Annotated in this window: 14 protein-coding genes and 1 pseudogene; 4 read left to right on the top strand and 11 right to left on the bottom strand. The window is 37.5% G+C overall.

The genetic code is table 11. From position 1 onward, the window contains the following. Positions 1-13: 13 nt before the first annotated feature. The 4 genes from J5J03_RS18070 to J5J03_RS18055 form a co-directional block, all read right to left on the bottom strand. Positions 14-1,525, bottom strand: a complete 1,512-nt coding sequence (locus J5J03_RS18070) for a spore germination protein (protein WP_208591522.1) — start codon at positions 1,523-1,525, stop codon at positions 14-16. 90 nt (positions 1,526-1,615) lie between these two features. After that, the gene (locus J5J03_RS18065; RefSeq protein WP_208591520.1) at positions 1,616-2,503 is read right to left on the bottom strand and encodes an ATP-grasp domain-containing protein; all 888 of its coding nucleotides are present in this window, start codon (positions 2,501-2,503) and stop codon (positions 1,616-1,618) included. A 608-nt stretch (positions 2,504-3,111) separates the two neighbouring features. Then, complete coding sequence (locus J5J03_RS18060) at positions 3,112-5,358, bottom strand: YhgE/Pip domain-containing protein (RefSeq protein WP_208591512.1); 2,247 nt, start codon at positions 5,356-5,358, stop codon at positions 3,112-3,114. 134 nt (positions 5,359-5,492) lie between these two features. Then, positions 5,493-6,449, bottom strand: a complete 957-nt coding sequence (locus J5J03_RS18055) for a D-alanyl-D-alanine carboxypeptidase family protein (protein ID WP_208591510.1) — start codon at positions 6,447-6,449, stop codon at positions 5,493-5,495. A 235-nt stretch (positions 6,450-6,684) separates the two neighbouring features. On the opposite strand from J5J03_RS18055, the gene J5J03_RS18050 reads away from it, so the two are divergent. Then, entirely contained in the window at positions 6,685-9,711 is a 3,027-nt protein-coding gene (locus tag J5J03_RS18050; protein ID WP_208591508.1) for an efflux RND transporter permease subunit, read from the top strand. Positions 9,712-9,996: 285 nt separating this feature from the next. On the opposite strand, the gene fabI is transcribed toward J5J03_RS18050, so the two are convergent. Beyond that, complete coding sequence (fabI, locus tag J5J03_RS18045; protein ID WP_153835512.1) at positions 9,997-10,776, bottom strand: enoyl-ACP reductase FabI; 780 nt, start codon at positions 10,774-10,776, stop codon at positions 9,997-9,999. Positions 10,777-10,986: 210 nt separating this feature from the next. Here fabI and J5J03_RS18040 point away from each other — a divergent pair, with 210 nt between their 5' ends. Both J5J03_RS18040 and J5J03_RS18035 read left to right on the top strand, forming a co-directional pair. Then, complete coding sequence (locus J5J03_RS18040; RefSeq protein ID WP_208591505.1) at positions 10,987-11,211, top strand: hypothetical protein; 225 nt, start codon at positions 10,987-10,989, stop codon at positions 11,209-11,211. Positions 11,212-11,329: 118 nt separating this feature from the next. Continuing rightward, entirely contained in the window at positions 11,330-12,709 is a 1,380-nt protein-coding gene (locus J5J03_RS18035) for an alanine/glycine:cation symporter family protein (protein ID WP_208591503.1), read from the top strand. Positions 12,710-12,765: 56 nt separating this feature from the next. Here the strand turns inward: J5J03_RS18035 and J5J03_RS18030 are convergent, their stop codons facing one another. From J5J03_RS18030 to J5J03_RS18015, 4 genes are all read right to left on the bottom strand, one after another. After that, a complete protein-coding gene (locus J5J03_RS18030) occupies positions 12,766-15,072 on the bottom strand; it encodes a polyprenyl synthetase family protein (RefSeq protein WP_208591495.1) in 2,307 nt (768 codons plus the stop codon). 73 nt (positions 15,073-15,145) lie between these two features. After that, on the bottom strand, positions 15,146-16,657 hold the full coding sequence (locus J5J03_RS18025; RefSeq protein WP_208591493.1) for a glycoside hydrolase family 43 protein: 1,512 nt from the start codon (positions 16,655-16,657) through the stop codon (positions 15,146-15,148). Positions 16,658-16,844: 187 nt separating this feature from the next. Then, positions 16,845-18,308, bottom strand: a complete 1,464-nt coding sequence (locus J5J03_RS18020) for a protein adenylyltransferase SelO (RefSeq protein ID WP_208591491.1) — start codon at positions 18,306-18,308, stop codon at positions 16,845-16,847. Positions 18,309-18,475: 167 nt separating this feature from the next. Then, on the bottom strand, positions 18,476-19,309 hold the full coding sequence (locus tag J5J03_RS18015) for a LysR family transcriptional regulator (protein ID WP_208591490.1): 834 nt from the start codon (positions 19,307-19,309) through the stop codon (positions 18,476-18,478). Positions 19,310-19,424: 115 nt separating this feature from the next. Here J5J03_RS18015 and J5J03_RS18010 point away from each other — a divergent pair, with 115 nt between their 5' ends. Then, the gene (locus J5J03_RS18010) at positions 19,425-20,003 is read left to right on the top strand and encodes an NAD(P)H oxidoreductase (RefSeq protein WP_208591489.1); all 579 of its coding nucleotides are present in this window, start codon (positions 19,425-19,427) and stop codon (positions 20,001-20,003) included. Positions 20,004-20,147: 144 nt separating this feature from the next. Here J5J03_RS18010 and J5J03_RS18005 read toward each other — a convergent pair. Then, positions 20,148-20,680: pseudogene (locus J5J03_RS18005) on the bottom strand (DUF4269 domain-containing protein). A gap of 5 nt (positions 20,681-20,685) precedes the next feature. Next, positions 20,686-21,150: a GNAT family N-acetyltransferase gene (locus J5J03_RS18000; protein WP_208591488.1), complete on the bottom strand. Its 465-nt coding sequence runs from the start codon at positions 21,148-21,150 to the stop codon at positions 20,686-20,688. Between the last annotated feature and the right edge of the window lie 84 nt (positions 21,151-21,234).

Here is a 21,234-nt window from a genome sequence, read left to right as displayed (position 1 = left end):
CTCCTAGGATGTATTAAAATTTCTTGCGAAGTATAGAACCTGGCTTTTTTTGTAATTTCTTTAGTGGCAATCGAGCAAATGTATCTCTCCATTCCGTTAACACTGCAGGCGCAAGTGGTGTTAGATAAGGAGTACCAAACGATCTTAATGAACAAACATGTGCTACTACAAACAACGTTCCCATTAATAAACCATAAAAACCAAACGTTCCTGCTAATACCAGCAAAAAAATCCGAATCATAATAACGGTATTATTTATTGCGGTTACAACAAAACTAGTGATAGCTGTTAATGCTACAACAATAACCATTGGTGCTCCTACTAGCCCGGCCTGTACTGCAGATTCTCCAATTACTAATGCGCCAACTATACTGACGGCCGATCCAATAGGGCGTGGCATTCGAACCCCAGCTTCGCGAAGTAGTTCAAAGATTATAATCATAATTAACGCTTCTAATAAAATTGGAAAAGGTACTCTTTCTTCAGCAGCTGCCATCGTTGTTAATAATAATGTTGGCACCATTTCATGATGAAAAGTAGCAGCGGCAACAAAGACCGCTGGAGTAAAAACAGTTAGAAACAAAGATAGCATGCGAATAAAACGAACTAATGAAGCAAAGTAAGGCTTAGTATAGTAATCTTCAGGAACTTGTAAACTTTCTATAAATACATAAGGCACTGTTAATACAAATGGTGTACCATCACATAATATAGCTACTCGCCCTTCCAATAATTTAGCGGCTACTTTATCTGATTTTTCACTATTTCCAATCGTTTGAAAGATAGACTTAGGATGGTCTTCTATATATTGCTCTAAATAACCGGTTTCCAGAACAACATCCGTTTCGATCGATTCAAGACGCTTTCTTACTTCCTTTACTGTCTCATCTTTTGCAATTCCATTGATGTAGCCAATCCGCACGGTAGTTTTAGTGTTCCCGCCTATAATGAACTCCTCAAAAATTAAATGCGGATTATTTATTTTACGGCGGAGTAAAGATGTATTTGTGCTTATGACTTCGTTAAAACCTTCTCTTGACCCTCTTACCGTTGATTCTGTATCAGGCTCTTCTATCGCTCTTGATTTATAAGATTCCGTACTAATTAGTAATACACTGTCACAACTATCAATAAATAGCACGGTTTGTCCTCGAAGTACTTTTTCAATTACTTGATCTAGGTCAGATGTCTTGTTTACAGAAGAAGCCTTAATAATATTAAATTGCATATAAGAAATTAATAACTTAGATTCTACCTTTCCCTCATTAAAATTTATTCCTAATAACGGCTCTAAGACATTATCATGAATAAACTCTTCTCTGACCATTCCTTCTGTGTAACAAATAAATGCACGAGTGTTGTTGTTATCCTGTAACTGCAAGTCTCTGAACTTTATATCAATGCTATTCTTAAAGATACGCTTTAATATCGAACGATTATCCTCTAGCGCTCGTTTAACCATTCGATTTGTTTGCTTAGGTTGTTGAGATTTATTTTTTTGATGAATTGTCTGAAGTCTCCTCATTTTTCCCACCTCATTTTTTTGACTTATACAGCTTTATTATTTGTAGAAAGATAGAATAGATACAAAAAACCGAGCAAAATTTTGCCCGGTTTAATTCTCAGTAATGCTCTCTTTAATAAAAGCCATCATATTTTGTGTAATATCAACACCTGTGCAATCATAGATGTTTTTAAAATGGGCGTTGGAATTAATTTCACACAAGATCGGTTCATCATTTTCTCCAAAAAGGAGATCAACCCCTGCAAAATCTGCACCAACTAATTGACTACAACGAACCGCTAACGCTTGCTCTCTTTCTGATGGCTGGTAACCAAACATGTGACCACCTGCAGTCACATTTGCACGGAAATCTTGCTCAGATTTTCTTAACATAGCTGCCACTACTTGATCTCCAACAACATTTAAGCGCACATCTCGGCCGTAGCTTGATGCAATGTATTCTTGAAAAAGGTGTGGTTTATGCTGTAATTCCTTCACTTTTTGACGTAATTGCTGCTCATTTTCGATTAAATATACCTGTTCACCAAAGGATCCGAATGTTTCTTTAATAACCATAGGAAAGCCCAACGTTTCGATTACTTGATCAAGATGACTGTCGTCTTCTAACGAAACAAAAACCTTCGGGGCGATGATCGTCTTCGGCATTCGAATACCATGATTCGCTAACTGTTGATAGGTTAATGCTTTATCATCGCATATTTCAATCGCTTTTGCTGAATTAAATAAACGCAATCCCTGTACTTCCAATTGCCTTGCCAAAAATAAATCCTTATCCCAGAAGAACACAAAATCAGGCTCAGCTTTTTCCGTTAATATTCTTGTTTCACCTTCTTCAATAGTAACGAGTAATTGATTATTAGCGATCACATCTATTTCAAAGTCAAACGTCTCCGCTGTTTTTCGTAACCATTCGATTTGTTCGACAAACTTCTTTGTGTATAGATTACCATTGTAAATAATCCAGCCTCTTTTACCCATTGCAAATCCTCCTAAGTAAAAACTGGACAATAACCGCCAGTCCTAATCACTAAATGCTAAAATAATGATGAAATATATCGACAGTATGACCATAACCCCGGCTGCCCACCTCCCTTTCCGTGGGGGTTGAAATTTTTCGAGCAAAAACCGCTCGAAAAAGTGGATCTTCAGGTCAAACGATTCCCACAGGAGTGGAAGTGGGCAGCCTTCGCTAAGTACTGCTCTACAACGCAAGCATGAAGTAACACAGCAGCTTTTATACTCACGAATAGCGATTTTTCACTTTGTTCATTGTAAAAAGTCAACCTATTACTTATGACAAGAATGGTCGCACCTTCTCATAGCGGAGACTAATTACGGAGACTCCTGCGGGAATAGCGCGAGCCGAAAATCCACTTTGCAACGTGTTCTTCTTTGCAAAGTTAGTGGAGGCCGTGCCCGCGGAAAGTAATTAGTCGGAGCGTTACAAATATATCAAACATTTCAAAATAACTACTTCGCTTAACGCAGTCATTGTACTGATTTTATACATTCTTAACTTATAAGAAAAGATAATCTTCCTAAATAAAGTGGAACTCCCTCAGCGGAGCCAAGTTAGGGTTTATTGATTAATGGAACAAGCCAGTTTCTCTCGATTTCTTCATTAATTGATGTGTATACTTGTTCAAGCGTGCTTTGAACAGAGCTCCAACGATCAATGCAACAAGTCCGAATGCCGATAGCACGATGACATCATGTTGGACTTTACTCCAAACAATTCCTCCTACCGCTTCTCGCATCAAATTGATCGCATAAGTGAAAGGAAGATAAGGGTTAATTACTTGGAAAAACTCTGGCAATAAGTCGACTGGATAGGTTCCACCAGCACCAGCGATCTGTAGAACAAGAAATACAATGGCTAGTGCTTTACCAATGTCACCAAAAACCGATACTAAGGTATATACGATCAAAATAAACACAACGCTTGATAACAAACCGAATAATATAAACCAAACCGGTTCCCTTACTTCTACACCAAGAAGATAAATGTCACCTAATGTCACAATAATGGTTTGGAAGAATCCAATTGTGATAAACGTGAATAATCTGCCAAAATAAATTTGTCTTCCTGAGTATGGCTCTACATGATGAGGATCTGTTGCCAATAATGAAATTAAAAGTAATCCACCAACCCAGATCGCTAAAACCGTATAAAACGGCGTTAATCCCGTTCCATAATTCTCAATCGGGAATAACTTAGTTTGGTTCAACATCACTGGCTCTTCAAAAAAGCTTCGTTCCGCATCAGGATCATTTTGTAACAAGTCAATTATCTCTTCTAAATCCGTTTCCCCTTCAATACTACGAATTTTATCAGCAAGTTCATTAATTTTTGTATTTATATACGGATATTCTGCTAACACACTTTCCAGCATCTCTTCTCCGTCAGCCAAATTGGAAGCTGTTCTATTTAACATTTCTTGGGCTTCTGGTATCGTATCTTGAATTTCCATTAAGATATTTTTTGCCGATTCTAATGTACTTTTCGTATGTTGAATTTCTTCTTTGACTCGCGGTTCAATCGTTTCTTGATATTCTGTAATAAAAGCATCCAATCGCTCATTTGTAAATTGGGCCGTTTCTTTTAAGTTCGCCATCATTTCTTCTAGTGCTTCATTATGTTCTGCAATCATCTCATCAGCTTGGTTCAGTTGATCTTGTAGTTCTTGTAATGTTGTTTTCATCCCTGTCAGTTGGTTTAGTGCATCTTCTATCTGCTCTTGATTATTTTGCTGATTGTCTTCTTCTGTGTCTCCTTCAGCTTCCTGATTATCTTCTGATCCATTCTGATCTGGATTATCCGTTGTTTCTTCACCCTGGTTAGATTCTTGATTTTGCACTTGTCTTAAAATTTCCTCGATAGTTTCAATAGAGGCAATGGTACTATCTATTTGTTCATTCCAACTGTTTATTTGTTGATTGATATCTGGTAAGTCCTGTGAAGAGAGATCAACAGATTCCAAAAATTCATTGGTATCTTGCACTGCTTGCTGAATCGTGTCTAAGTCTTCGTTTACACGTGGAGCTATTTCATTTAAGCGTCCTTCTGCTTCATTTATAAAATCTAACGTCTCATTTACAGTTGCTAGCCCTTGATCTGTGGTCTCTTCTACTCTCGGAATAAGGTTGTTGGCATCATCGATCATACCTTCTGCATTTTCTGCATCCGCTAACGATTCATCTAAGATTTTTTTAATCTCGGGTAATTCCTCTTCGATTGTAAAAACATATTCCTCAAATTTTATAATGTCAGGTAGCGATTTTTCTAGTTCAATACCGATCTGATTAAACATATCAAAAATAACACCATTAACTATTGAAATAAAACTTGAGCTTATTTCTTCTACTATTGCAGTAGCTCCTTTATCTGTTATTTTTGGAGCAATTGCATTTATTTTTTCGTTCACATAGTACTCTACTTCAGCTTTTTCTGGTTGATCACTGATCACAGTAGCCAACTTTTCCGAAAAGTCTTCCGGAACCACGATAACAGCAAAGTAGTCCCCATATTCTAATTTATCCATGGCCTCTTCTTCATCGACAAACTGCCAATCCATAGAGTTATTACTTTTTAGTGTTTCTACTAATTCCTTGCCGACATCAATATCTTCCTCACGAACTTTAGCTCCAGCATCATTGTTCACTACTCCGACTTTAATTTGATCTGTTTGACCATACGGGTCCCATGATGCTTCAATGTTCATCCAAGCATATAATGAGGGAAGGATCATGAGGCCACCTATTAAAATCGCTGCAACCCAATTAGTTATAATATTCTTCATATCGGTTTTGTATAGATGTAAACTGTTTTTCATATATTCGCCTTCTTTACTAAAAATCAACAAAACCAATTATACCCAACTACAAGCTGTGGAACAAATGTTAATTATTTTTTATTGATTCGATTTTTTTACATTAATACAGTAATGGTCTTCAGTTATTTTCAAAACTATTCTATTTGCTCAAAAGCTTTTTCGTATAATCTTGCTGTTTCGCTAAACCGTTCGACCTCTGAGGAGGCTCCCATTACAACTGAAATAAGCCTTACTCCATTCCTCTCAATAGTTCCAGTAAAACAATAGCCAGCAAGATCAGTATAACCAGTCTTCAACCCATCTACCCCATCAAAAGCTAATTCACCTTCCAGCATCCAATTCGTATTTTCATATTCCCGGTTATGTAAAAGATATGTTGGCTGGTTACTGGTTTCCAACAATTCCGGATATGTCGTTATTAAATGCTTCGCAAGTATCGCTAAATCCTGTGCCGACATCGTATTCGTATCGTTAACACCGCCAACAGAATAATAGTCTCCCAAATGCAAGTTATCTAATCCGGTGCTGTTTACAAACTGTGTATCCTCCAACTGTAATTCTTGGGCTCGCTGATTCATTTGCTGTACAAAAACTTCTTCACTTCCACCTATTTCTTCTGCTAATGCGATGGTTGCCCCATTTGCAGAGTGAATTGCCATCGCCTGAAACAATTCTGTTACCGTGTATGGATGTTCTTTCGATAAATCAACGGAAGCATATCCTGGTTGGTGAGAAATGTCGTAGGCATAATCACTTATGTCTACATCACTATTCCATTCGAATTCCCCACTCTCAATTGCTTCTAAAACAAGTAATTCCGTCATCATTTTTGACATGCTCGCTGTAGGTAATGCTATATCACTATTTTTTTCATAAATAACATGTCCTGTATCGGCATTTATTAAAAGGACAGAACTTGCTTCTAAATCGATATTGGTAATATGCCAAAACCTATCTAATGGTCGATCGGGATATAACAATTCTTTTTTTACTTTATCTGTCTGAGGAGCCTTGTTAAATGGTAATGCTGCTTGGTCTCCTACTTGACAGCCACTTACAAACAATAACATCACGAGTAATAATTGTTTCATTCTCATACCACCAAAACTTTTTTCTTTCAGTATAGCATATACCCCTTAAGCCTCTAGACTTAGAAAAGTTACGTCTCAAGAGCAATACCTAATTGGATAATTAAGGTATAGAATGAAATCGCTAGGTAGAAATAGTTCGTCCACAACTTAGATATTCAATCAAAAGAAACCTTTATTAGGGGACTTATCTCTATGATTAGCACTGTAAATAATTATGATCCAGGAGGAGATAACATTGAAGTGGTTAAGGTTTATTATCGAAAGAAAAATTTTTATCAGTTTGCTTGTTGTGCTTATTTTAGTCTTAGGAATACAGTCGATTTTAAAGTTAGACAGGGAACTGCTACCATCAGTCAATATGGATGGGGCATTTGTGGATATCATGGCAGGAGATATGTCTGCACTTGATGTTGAGCAAACCATTACCAACCCAGTAGAGAATGAAATTAAAGGAATTGATGGAGTAGAAAATGTTTCTTCTACTTCTTATGTAGGTAGAACTAATCTCAGTATTACGATTGAAACAGACCGAGGGGATGAGGTTTTTCAAGAGATAGAAAATACCATCCACACTATAGCTTCTAGCAATGATAATATTCAAGATTATCAAGCAGGTCAATATAGTACAGAGGGAGATTATGAATTTTACCTAGATTTATCTGGCGAAGATATGGTTGAGATGACAGATTTTGCTGAGAATATATTGGAGCCTCGATTAGAAAATCTTCCAGAAGTTAGAGATGTTGCTTTAGAGGGGGGCTACGAGCAGGAAATCATTGTATCATTCGACCGAGATGAAATAACGGAGCAAGGACTTAATCTCCAGCAAATAATTACAACCATTCAAGAAGTAAACCGAGAAGCAGCGATTGGACAATTCGAAGGAGAAGAAGATTCTCCGTCCTTAAGATGGCATTCTGCATTAGATTCGACTTCCAGCATTGAGGAGATACCAATTCATGGCCCAAATGAAACGATTGTGTTGAAAGATATTGCAGAGTTATCCCTTCAACCGCAAGAAAGTAATTCTATCGTTTGGAAGAACGGATCCAAGGATTTCATCATGATACAAATTGGTCGAGTTGCAGATGTAACTCAAATTGAAATGGCTCACGCTGTCCGTGATGAAATAAAAGAGATAAGAGATGAAGGACTTATAAATGGTTTTGAACTACATGAGGTTGTAGCGCAAGCTGATTACGTAGAAGATTCTCTTAACGGCGTAACGGCAAACATTCTTATTGGCGGGATTTTATCAATATTTATCCTATTTCTCTTCCTGCGTAATATAAGAGCTACTTTTATTATTGGCTTTGCGATTCCGACTTCTATTTTGCTTACCTTTATTACTATGTGGCTTTTTGATTATAGTTTTAACATGTTGACGTTAATTGGCTTAGGATTAGGGATTGGGATGATGGTTGACTCCTCTATCGTTATTCTCGAATCGATCTATCGTAAGAAAGAACAGGGCTTGGAGAAATTGGAAGCAATATTAGAAGGAACAAAAGAAGTAGCAACTGCAGTCATCGCCTCGATGCTAACAACGATTGTCGTATTTGTACCAATTGGATTAATTAGTGGAGATATTGGAAGGTTTATGATCATTTTATCCATGATAGTAGCCATCACATTAGTCAGCTCTGCCCTTATCTCCTTTACCGTTATTCCAACTTTTGCTCATCGCTTTTTAAAAATTCGTAAAAGCCATGCGAAAACAGAGGACGGTTGGATTATCAATAACTACAGCAAATTCGCTCAATGGATTGTTAAGAAGAAACGAAATAGCTTCGCCATCATTAGCTTGTTTATCTTTATGTTGGCTGGTTCACTCTTTTTAGTCTCGAAAATACCAATGACAATTATGCCAGATGTGTATAACCGTTATGCTGAAATGACGATTGAATTAGAACCAGGTGTATCCATCTCTGAAAAGAATGAAGTTGTCCAAGAAATTAATCGAGAACTTGAAGCGATACAAGATGTAGAAGCGAACTATGCGATGGATGATGGCGGCTTACTGTTCAGTATTATTAATTTGACCAAAGGAGATGCCATTACAAGAGAGCAAAATGAGGTCAATGAAGAAATCCTGAAATCGTTACGAGAATTGCAAGACACCCAGCCGATTAAAAGTGTGCAAAGTGCATTCTCGGAAGGTGGTGGGCAACCAATCCAAGTGATGATAAAAGGGGATAAATTGGAGGAGCTTGAATCCATTGCAACTGACTTCTCCAGTGAATTAGAAGAAATACCAGGGGTTGTCGGTGTGAGTCACTCTGGCGAACGTGCTTCCCTTGACGAAGTAATTGAATTGAAAGACGATGCTATCAGTGATAGTGGTCTTAGTACTATCTCTATTAAAAATTATATAGAGCAAGCATTTTTAGATATGCCGATTGACAAAATCGTTGTGGAAGATAAAGAGATACCTGTTCAAGTAGAATGGGACGATGAAATAGATAAGAAAGAAGCCTTATTGGCTATGGAAGTACCGACAATGGAAGGCAATAAAGCATTATCTGAATTTATTCGTTTGAATACAACGGAAATTCCAAATCAAATTACACATGATGATGGAACACGGTATCTAGCGGTATCTGCTGAATTAGAAGGAAGAGATTTAGGTTCTGTTAATCGTGACATCCAACAATTAATTGCTGATTTCGAAACACCGGACAGCTATCAAATCGAAACTGCGGGTGACTTGGAACAACAGCAGGAGTTAATGATGGAGATTCTAATCATTATCGGGATTGCTATTTTCCTTGTTTATCTAGTGATGGCTGTGCAATTTGATCACTTACTCCACCCGATAATTGTCATGTCGATTATTCCAATGACGGTCGTTGGTGTAATCTTAGGTCTATTCTTCACGCAACAGGAACTAAGTGCATTATCTGCCATGGGGATTATCATGCTCATTGGGATCGTACTTAATAATGCTATTCTATTTATCGATCGAACGAAACAACTGCGAAAAGAAGGATATATCGTTACAGATGCACTTGTGGAAGCAGGTAGAAATCGAATCCGACCTATTTTTATGACTAGCTTTACAACCGCTGCCGGCATGCTACCATTAGCGATTACAACAGGAGCTTCGAGTAACTATCAAGCACCAATGGCTACGGTTATCATTTCGGGATTACTGTTCGCAACGTTCATTACATTATTGTTGATTCCTGCGATTTATCGATTGTTTAGCTCTAATAAGAAATTAAATAAAGAAGCTAAAGAAGCTGCTTCGATGTCTGCTTAGGGAAATTTAAAAGGGGAAACAGATTTTCTGCTAGTGCCGTTCCCCACTGAAGTTTGTATTTTGTCAAAGCTTCTGTTTTCTAACAAGCAAGGTGAAATTACGCAGACTCCAAGAGAACTGCAACACGTTCGAATATCTCGTAGTTAAGCATTCTGTCCTCCTTGCTCTAATTCTTGTGTTCTTTTGTCTTCGAGAGCTCTTCTCGAAGACACTTTCTACCATTAATACCTTCTTTCCACATTTAAAAAGACAAACAAACCTTGAATGGTCTGTTTGTCTTTTAGATTACCCTAAAATATTATAACCAGAGTCTACATAAACGATTTCTCCGGTAACACCTCTGGATAAGTGGCTTAGCATTGCTACTGACATGTCTCCCACTTCTTCTTGTGTCACATTTCGTTTTAAAGGGGATTCTGCTTCGATTTTGTGTAAAATCTCATTGAAGGATGGAACACCTTTGGCAGCTAACGTTTTGATTGCACCAGCTGAGATAGCATTTACACGAATGTTATGTTCTCCTAAGTCCATCGCTAAGTATTTAACAGTAGACTCTAATGCTGCTTTGGCAACACCCATCACATTATATCCTGGTACTACACGTTCTGCACCTAAGTAACTCATCGCCATAATCGATCCGCCTTCAGCCATTAAAGGTTGTGCTTCACGAGCTACTGCAATTAATGAGTATGCGCTAGTATCTTGTGCAAATGCATAGCCGTCACGAGATGTTTCAACAAAACGGTTTTTCAGATCTTCGCCATGTGCAAAAGCGATCGAATGAACAACACCATGAATAGTACCGACTTCATCAGCAATTTTACTGAATGCTTCTTTGATACTATCATCATTGTTGACATCACAAGGAAGTACCAGCTTTGCATCTAGATCTGACTTTTCCAGCAATTTTGTTAGTTTTGCTAAAGAACGCTCCTTACGATACGTGAAAATTAGATTGGCACCTGCCTGATGTAAGGATTGCGCTACACCCCACGCTAGACTTCTCTGATTTGCTACGCCCATCACTACGACATTTTTTCCTTTTAATTTTAATAAATCTTCCATAACGTCCTCCTAATTGATACTTGATCACGCGCTAACTCCCATAAATGTTTCACTAACCTTTAATCTCTGGAAGCCACACTTTATATTTGGTGTTAGTACCTACTGCTAATTATCTTTACTATAACATATTTTTCCCGAAATAAAAATGATTCATATGTGTATAATACCGTTTAAAATAGATAAAGTTAAGAAAAAAGACAGGTGATGGATATGATTATAGGCTTAGCGATTATCAGTATTATCATTGCGCTCATTTCGTTTCTCTACACATTAAAGGTCGGTAAAATTGTGGACCGACAAAAAGGTGAACATGATACAGATACAAAAGCAACAGCGAAACATCCGATACTGTTCAATCCGATTTTTTTAACATATATTTTTGGTTTCGGAGGATTAGTTCTATTTATTTTTTATCTCACTTCTAAATATTATTAAAGTTCTGACCTCTGTGCTTTTTTATGTTAAAAACTTTCCCTATACTATTGCATTCTCTCATTATTATTGGAATACTTTTAATAATAAGCTTTTCTTAAAATAATGGGAGGGATGGGTAATGGATTTTTTGTTGGATTGGTTAAGCAAAGTTAATGTACAAGGTGCAGAAATACTCGGTGAGATTGGCGGATGGGTATGGGGACCACCCCTACTTATTTTATTAGTCGGGACAGGTTTATATTTAACATTCCGTCTAGTCTTTTTACAGTTTAAATTATTACCTTATGCACTAAAACTATCCTTCAGTAAAAACCAGGACAAATCATCCAAAGGGGATATTAGTCATTATCAAGCATTAACGACAGCGATGGCAGCAACAATCGGTACTGGTAACATTGCCGGTGTCGCTACAGCTGTTGTTGCCGGGGGACCTGGTGCTGTTTTTTGGATGTGGATTACCGCATTAGTCGGTATGGCTACCAAATATGCAGAGGCATTGTTAGCTGTGAGATTCCGTGTCGAAAATGAAAATGGTGAAATGTCCGGTGGTCCGATGTACTATTTGGAACGAGGACTTAAAAACAAACCAATTGGAAAATTTTTAGGTGTGTTATTTGCGATTTTCGCTTCGATTGCAGCGTTTGGTATAGGAAACATGGTACAATCTAATACAGCAGCTTCATCTTTAGAGGAATCTTTTTCTATTAGTCCATTTATTACTGGTATTGTCTTTACCGTTTTAGCTGCTTTAGTTATCATTGGCGGGATCAAAAGTATTGGTAAGGTGACTGCTTTCTTTGTTCCGGTGATGGGTGCATTTTATATTCTAGGTGGACTTATTCTTATTGTTTTGAACTTTGATTTAGTGCCTGGAGCAATCTCTTTTATTTTTGAAGATGCGTTTACTGGCAGTGCTGTTGGTGGTGGTATACTTGGTACCGTCATCCGCTATGGAGTGGCTCGCGGTGTATTCTCCAACGAAGCTGGTTTAGGGTCTGCACCAATTGCGGCAGCGGCAGCCAGAACTGATTATCCAGCAAGACAAGCGTTAGTTTCGATGACACAAGTTTTCTTTGATACGATCATTGTTTGTTCGATTACAGGTATTACCATTGTTATGGCAGGTCAATGGGACGCTGGATTAGATGGATCCGCATTAACAAGTGCTTCTTTTTCTCAATTCCTAGGGACATCAGGCTCTTATATTGTAACATTCGGTATATTATTCTTTACCTTTTCTACGATTCTCGGATGGTCTTATTACGGTGAAAAATCTATCTATTACTTGATGGGTGCTAAAGGTGTCAGAGTTTATCGTTATATTTTCATCGCCTTCGTCTTTATCGGCGCAGTTGTATCATTAGATGTTGTATTCAACTTCTCCGACGTGATGAACGGTTTAATGGCATTTCCAAACTTAATCGGTCTTCTGGCGCTATCTGGAATTGTGGTGGCAGAAACGAATAAATTCTTGAAGATTAAAAAAGAAGAGAAGTAATGCTAACTCAAAGAAAAAAGGCTCCTAAAGTGCCTTTTTTCTTTGAGTTTTATATTTTATTTTTCTCGTTGTACGATATAGTGCATGAGCTGCTTAAAAAATGCAATGTTATCCGGAAATTTTTCCAAAGCTTCTATTGCATTACAATAATGGCCCCACATTTCTTTCTTAGCTTGTTCCTTACCTAACACTGTGACGAAAGTAGAGCTATTATTTTGCCGATCGATTCCAGCTTGCTTTCCTAAAACAGTTGAGTCTCCTTCAAGATCTAACAAGTCGTCTTTAATTTGAAAGGCAATTCCCGCATGACGTGTAAATTGCTTGATCGCCTCTATTACTTCTTGCTTCGCACCTGCAATGATGGCTGGCATCATTAACGCCGCTTCAAATCCGATCCCGGTCTTGTATAAAGAGAGTTTCGTTAATTCATCAACCGATAATTGCCTTGCTTTCGCTTCCAGGTCCATAATCTGCCCATTACACATGTCTTGTGTAATCTGTGTCGAATATGCTATCAAATCTAGAATTTTGTCTGCATCGTATGTTCGTAGCCTCGTCTGTTCCTGTACCGCTTTTTGCGTCATCCATAAGGCGGTTAATTCTGCTACAGCACTACTATATTTCTCATGTACGGTTGGTCTTCCCCTTCGAATTGGTGCATTATCCTGTGAAGGCAGATCATCGAAAATTAACGAGGCTGTATGCATATACTCAATAGCCTTCAATAATGGAATAACATCCTTACCTGCTAAGCCAAATCCTTCTGTTGCCATCATCCAAGTCATGATAGGTCTTAATCGTTTTCCATCCCCTTGCAAACTGTAATTAGCAGCATCAATGATAGCATGCTGTTCTTTTGGTTGAATCGTTAAGAATTGATTGATGGCATGACGTGCACCTTCCAATGTTTGTTGGAAATTCACTTTTTCTTTATCCTGCTGCTGGATCGTTACTATCATTTTGTCACGGAGTAGTTTATCAAAGAAAGCAACATTCTTCGTTCTCTCTACCACCTTTTCCAAAAGGGAAATAAAAGATGGACTAATAGAGAAAGTGTGCAACAATTCAGTGTATTGTTGCTTACCGTGACGTTTTCGTAATCGTTTCAGACCATTCGTCACTCGATCTAGTATGATCTCTCGCGTTTTCTCATCATTTTGATAGACATGATGAATTAAATAAGAGATGACTGACCAATACATGGCAAAAGGATTGATTAAATCAGGACGTTTATCACGGTATTTAAGAAAATACGTATATGGTGTTACACTCCCCATTGACATATCCTGATCGATATCAGCTAAATCATCTGCTAACTGATTGTAAATACCGTAATAAAACATATTCTCTCCCACCTGATCATTCGCTGAGAAGGTTTGAAACGAGCGCACAATCATTCGCGATGAAGAAGATTTCAAAATAAGCGGAATATACAATTCTTCATTCGTATAATCAGGATTATCTAACCGCTTATTGCGATCTATTTCTTGGGCGTGAAAAAACAAATAAGCATGTTGATAAAAATTATCAAGGTTATCTGGCGGCTGATTGTTCTCCAAATATCGAAACGCATCTGTTAATTCACGGTAAATTGGTTCAACGATCTCACGATTATCCCCCTCCCATGCTGTAAAAGGAATAATCTCCCCTGTTCGTAGCGTGTGTCGAATAAGAGAGGCAAACTGTCCCTGCTCTTGATTCGACAATATAGTAGCATCCAATAAGTCGTCAATAAATGGATAGGTTAGACCATAACAATAGCCAATCCGGACCGCTTTATCCAAACGCTCGGTCCTGACTTGCTGTGATGTTTCCCCTTGTAACTCTTCTATTTCATGCATTAATACGCCAGCTATTATTTTGATTAATTTCCGTTGTGCGTGAACCTTATCCAGTCCTTCTGGAATGAGCGAAGACACATATTTTAATTTCTCAATCAACCAGAAAAAAGTTGCTTCTAATGATTCCTTTTCAGCTAGTCGGTAAAGCTTCGCCAGGCTGAACCATTCTTGTTTCGAATGATGCTGTAAATACATTTTCACATCCTCGGTTACAGCTGTGATTCTATGTTGCACTTTGTCAGAGGAAATATCTCTCCCTAAATCACGTAAATAGATATAGGAAATACTTCGATGTAAATAATCATTAAGCATGCCTTTTTTCGCTAGTTGCTGAAGAAATTGTTGGTCTTCTTTTATTGCTATATTGTCATAATTCCAGAAAGATGATTTTTTCTTTTCTTGATAGTCCTGTAAATCTGCTTTTAATGTTACCGTAAACTGTGGGTCTTCTAACTGTTGCACTAAGTCTTGAAAATAGGTATGTGCTTTCTTTTCGTTTTTTTGAAATTGTTGATCTAGCATATATGTCCATTCCTTATAATATTAGTTATTTGTAGTATATCATTTTATGAAGGAAATGGATGAAACATGTCGGTTATTTTTCTTTTTTAGCATAGTGAAAATAATCGATATCTACATAACCACCAGTTTCCTTGGTAGCGTAGTTGAATATCCCCATTCGATATCCCATGAAATGGTCTAATGTATATTTCATTTGAAGGGTCTTCCCGATCTGATGCCAGTCTTGCCCGTCAGCAGAATAATGAAAGGTTGCTTCATCAACACTATCAGCAAAATTAAATATCATTTTTAAGTAGATTTGCTCGTTAGCAAACGTTTTTTCTTCCACTACTTTTTCCTGATCAATTCCATCATTTATTGTCATCACCACAGCATATTCACCATTTTCCTTTCGTTTGATGCCTACTGTACCGAAATTGCTCTGAAGCGCGATTAACCCTGCAAAATCTCCTATCTTCATGTTGGATGCATCAAACAAAATAGTACCACTACATGCCGGTCCTTCTGTTCGTTGTGTCAATGTATTTAGTGCTGTTAAAACACTTGTTGTCAAATGTCCTGTTGTAAGTCGTAAATAACCCGGCCTTTCCGTAACAGACCAATAGCAAGGATCTGGATTGTGATTCCATTGCCAATTTAACGCTAATTCATTTTTTCCATATTCAAAATCATCACTAATTACTAATGGTTTAGGGTCATCAGCAGGAAGATTTATTTCAAGCTTTTCAGGTGTTTTCCCATCAATACCGATCATCGGCCAGCCCTGTTCCCACTCTACAGGCAGGATATATGGAATTCTCCCGACAGCATCATGATCTTGAAACAACATCGCGTACCATTCGTTATTTGGTGTATCAAAAATCGCACCTTGAGCAATTCCTTTATTGCGATAGCCCATATCATCATCGAGAATAACCTTTCGCTCATACTTTCCCAATAATTCTGTGGAGCGATAGCAAACCTGCCTTCTCCGCTGATTACCATCGGACGGCCATTCGATAAAAAGTAAATAAAATTCACCGTTTAATTGATAGGCATGACAACCTTCACAACGTAGCCCAATATTTTCTTTCGGTGTTTCGAGTAATAAGCGATCGACTCCATCAGGTTTTACGGCTGTGAGATCTGCAGTTAGTTCCGTAATACGAATGTCACCGCATCCATAAATAACAAAAACTCTGTCTTGATCAAACAGTAATGCTGGGTCATGATAAATACCATCAATCACCGATCGAGTCCATGGACCATTTTCGATATCTTTTGTTTGATAAACGTAGAATTGATTCATATCATTGCTTGAAAAACAAAGATAATATGTATCATTATGATAACGTAAACTTGTTGCCCATTGCCCTTGACCATAGATCCCTGTTTCATCTTTTAATTGATGTGCCCGATTAGCTTCTAAGCTATCATATACATAAGAGACAATCTCCCAATCTCTCAAGTTATGCGATTTCATAATCGGACACCCTGGCATCGAATGCATACTTGTACTTACCATATAAAAAGTAGACTCCACTCTGATTACATCTACGTCAGGTACATCCGACCAGAAGATTGGATTAGTTACTATAATACTCATTTAAATGCCCTCCCCCGAACTTAACATTTCAATTATCTACCTAATACAAACTATTATTTCAAAAACAGATCGATTAATCAATTGCTGATTATCTAACTCATGTATTACCTTTATCTTCTCTTGCGGTTTTTAGAATACTTCGTTCATACAAAAAAGGACTGCCTTCGAATAGCAGCCCTAAGTGTTATTAAGTTCCACAGAATGTCTGATATGGTTCGTCTGGTTTTGGTGGTAAAACAGCATATTCTTCCTGTTCTTCTGAGTAAGCATAAGGATTTGATAATGCCTTCAATAATTTTTCCATTACACTGTAATCATCTTCACTTACCGCTTTTTCCAAAGCTTCTTCAACCAGATAATTCCTCGGAATAATAGACGGATTATTTTCTTTCATTAATCGTCGTGCTTGATCAGTTGTTTCGTGCTGTCGTGCTAATCGCGCTTGCCATTTTTCATACCACTTGTTAAAGGCATTTGCTTGGAATAGTCTTATCTTTTTATCGAACTGATTTAATGTTAGCGAGCGAAAAGTGTTTGTAAAATCTGCCTGATGCTGTTCCATCAAATCTAACAAACGATGAATTAATGCTTGATCTTCCTCTTCTTCGTCAAACAAGCCTAATTTCTTTCTCATTCCTGCAAGCCATTTTTTTTCATATAATTGCAAGTATTCCTTAATTGCATCCTGTGCTGCTTCAAGCGCTTTATCTTCATCGTCATCTAGTAATATCAAGATCGCTTCAGCAAAACGGGATAAATCCCAACCGCCAATATCTGGCTGATTGCCGTAAGCATAACGTCCACGAACATCTATGGAGCTAAATACCGTTCTTTTATCATACGTATCCATAAACGCACAAGGACCGTAATCAATCGTCTCTCCACTTATCGTCACATTATCGGTATTCATGACACCATGAATAAAACCTACTAATTGCCAGTTAGCAATCAAGGAAGCCTGGTTCTTGATCACCGCTTTTAGAAAAGATAAATATTTATTTTCATCCTTTTTGATTTCAGGGTAATGGCGATCTATTGCATAATCTGCAAGTTTTTGCAAATCTTCCTTTTCTCCCCATTGTCTTGCATATTGAAATGTCCCGACACGAAGGTGGCTATTTGCTACTCTCGTTAAAATAGCTCCAGGAAATGCAACTTCACGTTCAACAGATTCTCCTGTTGTTACAACCGCTAAACTCCGGTTTGTCGGAATCTTCAAGCCGTACATGGCCTCACTGATTAAATATTCACGTAACATCGGTCCTAATGCAGCCCGACCGTCACCTCCACGGGAATACGGTGTCTTTCCAGAACCCTTTAGTTGAATATCTACCCTTCGTCCATCAGGTGTAATATGCTCACCAAGTAAGACTGCGCGCCCATCACCAAGCATAGTAAAATGACCAAACTGATGACCTGCATATGCCTGTGCAATCGGAAGTCCACCTTCAGGCAGTCTATTTCCAGAAAAAAGATCTGCACTTTCCTCCAAGCTCTCTGCATTTAAACCAAGCTCTGTTGCTAAATCACGATTAAACATCACGATTTCCGGATCATCTACTGGTGTCGATTGAACACGCGAATAAAAGATGCCAGGTAAACGCTGATAACTATTATCTAAATTCCAACCTTCATTCGTTGTTACCGTCATACTATCTCCTTTCATGAGATATCGACTATCTCATTCACTTACGTCATTACATACCGGATTACCGGAGAATGCTACATCTAGCATAACACAAGTAGCTCTTGTATTAATATGAGTTGCATTTTCCTTTCTTATTCATGGCATTAAAGAAAGTAGAACATTGCTGCTCGCTAGCTATTTAATAAATGGAGGAAAGCTTTCATATTTTTCGATAGCCATTTATCTTTATGAACCGCTGAATAAACTCCTAATTGACTGATACTGTTTATCTCCTCTAATTGACCATTATGAAGTTCATCTTTGACCACAAAATATGGCAACATCGAAACACCGAGACCACAAATTACCGATTTTTTGATTGCCTCCAAACTAGGTAATTCTATCCTAGAAATAGATATATCCGTTTTTTTGATATAATCTTCAATGATCGGGCGCCAACTACACTTGTATTCTGTTACCAGCATCCGCTCTTGCTTTTCACTTTTATTTTTACCTTTAATCAAACAAAGGCTTTCCTCACTAACCTGATTAATGTGCAATTCACTTATTTGCCAATCTGGTAGCTCAACAAGGATAGCAATATCAATGTCTCCACTTTTTAACTGTGAGGTAATATTTTCATACTGAAGTGATTTTAAGATTAATTCAACTTTCGGGTATTTCTCCGTGAATTCCATTAATAGCTCTGGAAGCCAATGGACCATTAAAGATTCACTAGCACCAATGGTCAATGGACCTGATGGCTCCTCTCCTTCACTGACAACGGCTTTTGATTTTGCATAGAGGTTGATAATCTCTAGTGCATATGGATAAAAATCGCGACCTGCTTGCGTTAATATTGTCTTTCTGCCCATTCGATCAAATAAAGGCTTTTCTAGTTCACCTTCTAATTCCTTGATGTGTGCCGTTACGGAAGATTGAGCATAGTCTAATTGGTCCGAAGCTTTTTTAAACCCACCAACATCAACGATTGTTTTAAATGTAATGAGATGTCGTAGCTCCATTCTATCTACTCCTTATATCAGTTTTAATGAATTATTTTATCGAAAATATCAATTTTACTGAACTATAAAACAACTATATAATGAAATAAAGAAAAGAACAAGAGGAGAGATCATTATGAAAGTTTTAACGATCGTAACACATCCCCGTCAAGACTCATTAACCTTCACTGTCGCTAATCGTATGATGGAAGGATTGCGGGATGCTGGACATGAAGTAGATATTCTCGATTTATACCGAAGTGATTTTGACCCTGTTTTAAAAGAAGTGGATGAACCAGAATGGGGAGTTGATCAGCAGCAATTTTCTGTTAGAGTGCATCAAGAAATGGATAGATTGAAGCAATACGATGGATTAGCATTCGTTTTTCCACTTTGGTGGTGGAGCATGCCAGCATTGTTAAAGGGCTACATTGACAGAGTGTGGAATTACAGTTTTGCCTATGGACCAGGTAAATTACCACATCAACATGTACTATGGTTAAGTCTGGCCGGTGCTCCTGTAGAAAGGTTTACCAAAAGGAAATATGATCAGATGATTACCCACTATTTTAATGTTGCGTTAGCCGATTATTGCGGGATTGAAACTTCCAGGTTCGAATTATTGTATGAAACAATTAAAGAAAAGCCTGTATATATGGAACAGTGGCTACAAAAGGCTTATGAACTGGGGCTGAGTTATGGAGAATCATCATGAAATGAGAGCTATCACTCAAGCTCCTTTTGTTTTATGGCCACTTTTCGGAATTTAATGGTCACTTTTGGCAGTTTTATGGCCACTTTCGAGACTTTTATGGTCACTTTCCACCATTTAATGGCCACTTTTATAATATTCTCATTTTCATATCCATCCTTGTTCTCTACCATAATTTAAAAGCTCTTCATATGGGTCTGTTCCTGTTAAACCTATAACCTTGCAAAAAGCAGGTTCAGTTTTATAACCTTGTTCTTTGAGCAATATAACGCTTCTTTCAAATTGGGAGTTTCTTTCAATAACTTGCTTTCTATAAGCATATGGAGATAGGCATATTGTTGCTCTACAGGTTGTGGTTGACCGAACAATTCACACTCGAATCCTTTAAAGAAAAAATTCGCTTTAACTACCGGCATATTTCTTATATTCGTTGTTTTTATCTTGAAACCATCTAAATGCTTGTATAAAGATTCGAGTGTACGCTTAAACTCTGTGAGATTACACACTTCCATGATAATATCCAAATCAGATTCTACAATCGCAATATCTAATGGAATCGTACCGCAGAGAACAGGATGATATATCTTTAGGTCCTGCATTATCCCTAGTTCTGTTAGAATGTGATAGGAATGTTGTTGTAATTGATTTCCTCTTTTTAAATAATCAAGACTCTTATACATAATGATTATTCCTGTCCATTTAAATCCTGCGATAAACGTATCATGTCGCGACATTGAATACCATTTTCATAGATCTTCTCTTGATAATGCTTAATAAAAAAATCCTTATCTATCCCAACCATTTGAAAGCCACACTTTTGGTATAATGCGAGCTGATCAATACTGGAATTACCTGTGCCGACTTCTATTATCTTATATCCGTACTTTTTCGCATTTTGGATAGCATCTGAAACTAATTTTTTTCCTATTCCTTTTCCTTGGTGCTCTTCTGCAACAGCAATATTAACCAGTTCAACTGTATGAGGTCTTGTTGGAAGCAGGACATATGCACCTATTATTCTATTTTCTACCTCAGCAATATAGCATTCTCCCCTATTTAAGTATGCTTCAATGATAGAAGGAGAAGGGTCTGCTAACAGTAATAATTCTATAGGTTTCGTTTCATCTAATCCTAATTTTCTTATTTTCATCTTTATCACCATATTGTAAGAATTACATTTATTATAACAACTTTTCCAACAAAAGGTTAAAATACGAAACATTTACGTCCCACA

This window comes from Gracilibacillus suaedae, from assembly GCF_017599345.1.
Taxonomy (GTDB): Bacteria; Bacillota; Bacilli; order Bacillales; family Amphibacillaceae; genus Gracilibacillus; species Gracilibacillus suaedae.
This window is presented reverse-complemented; position numbering and strand designations above follow the sequence as displayed.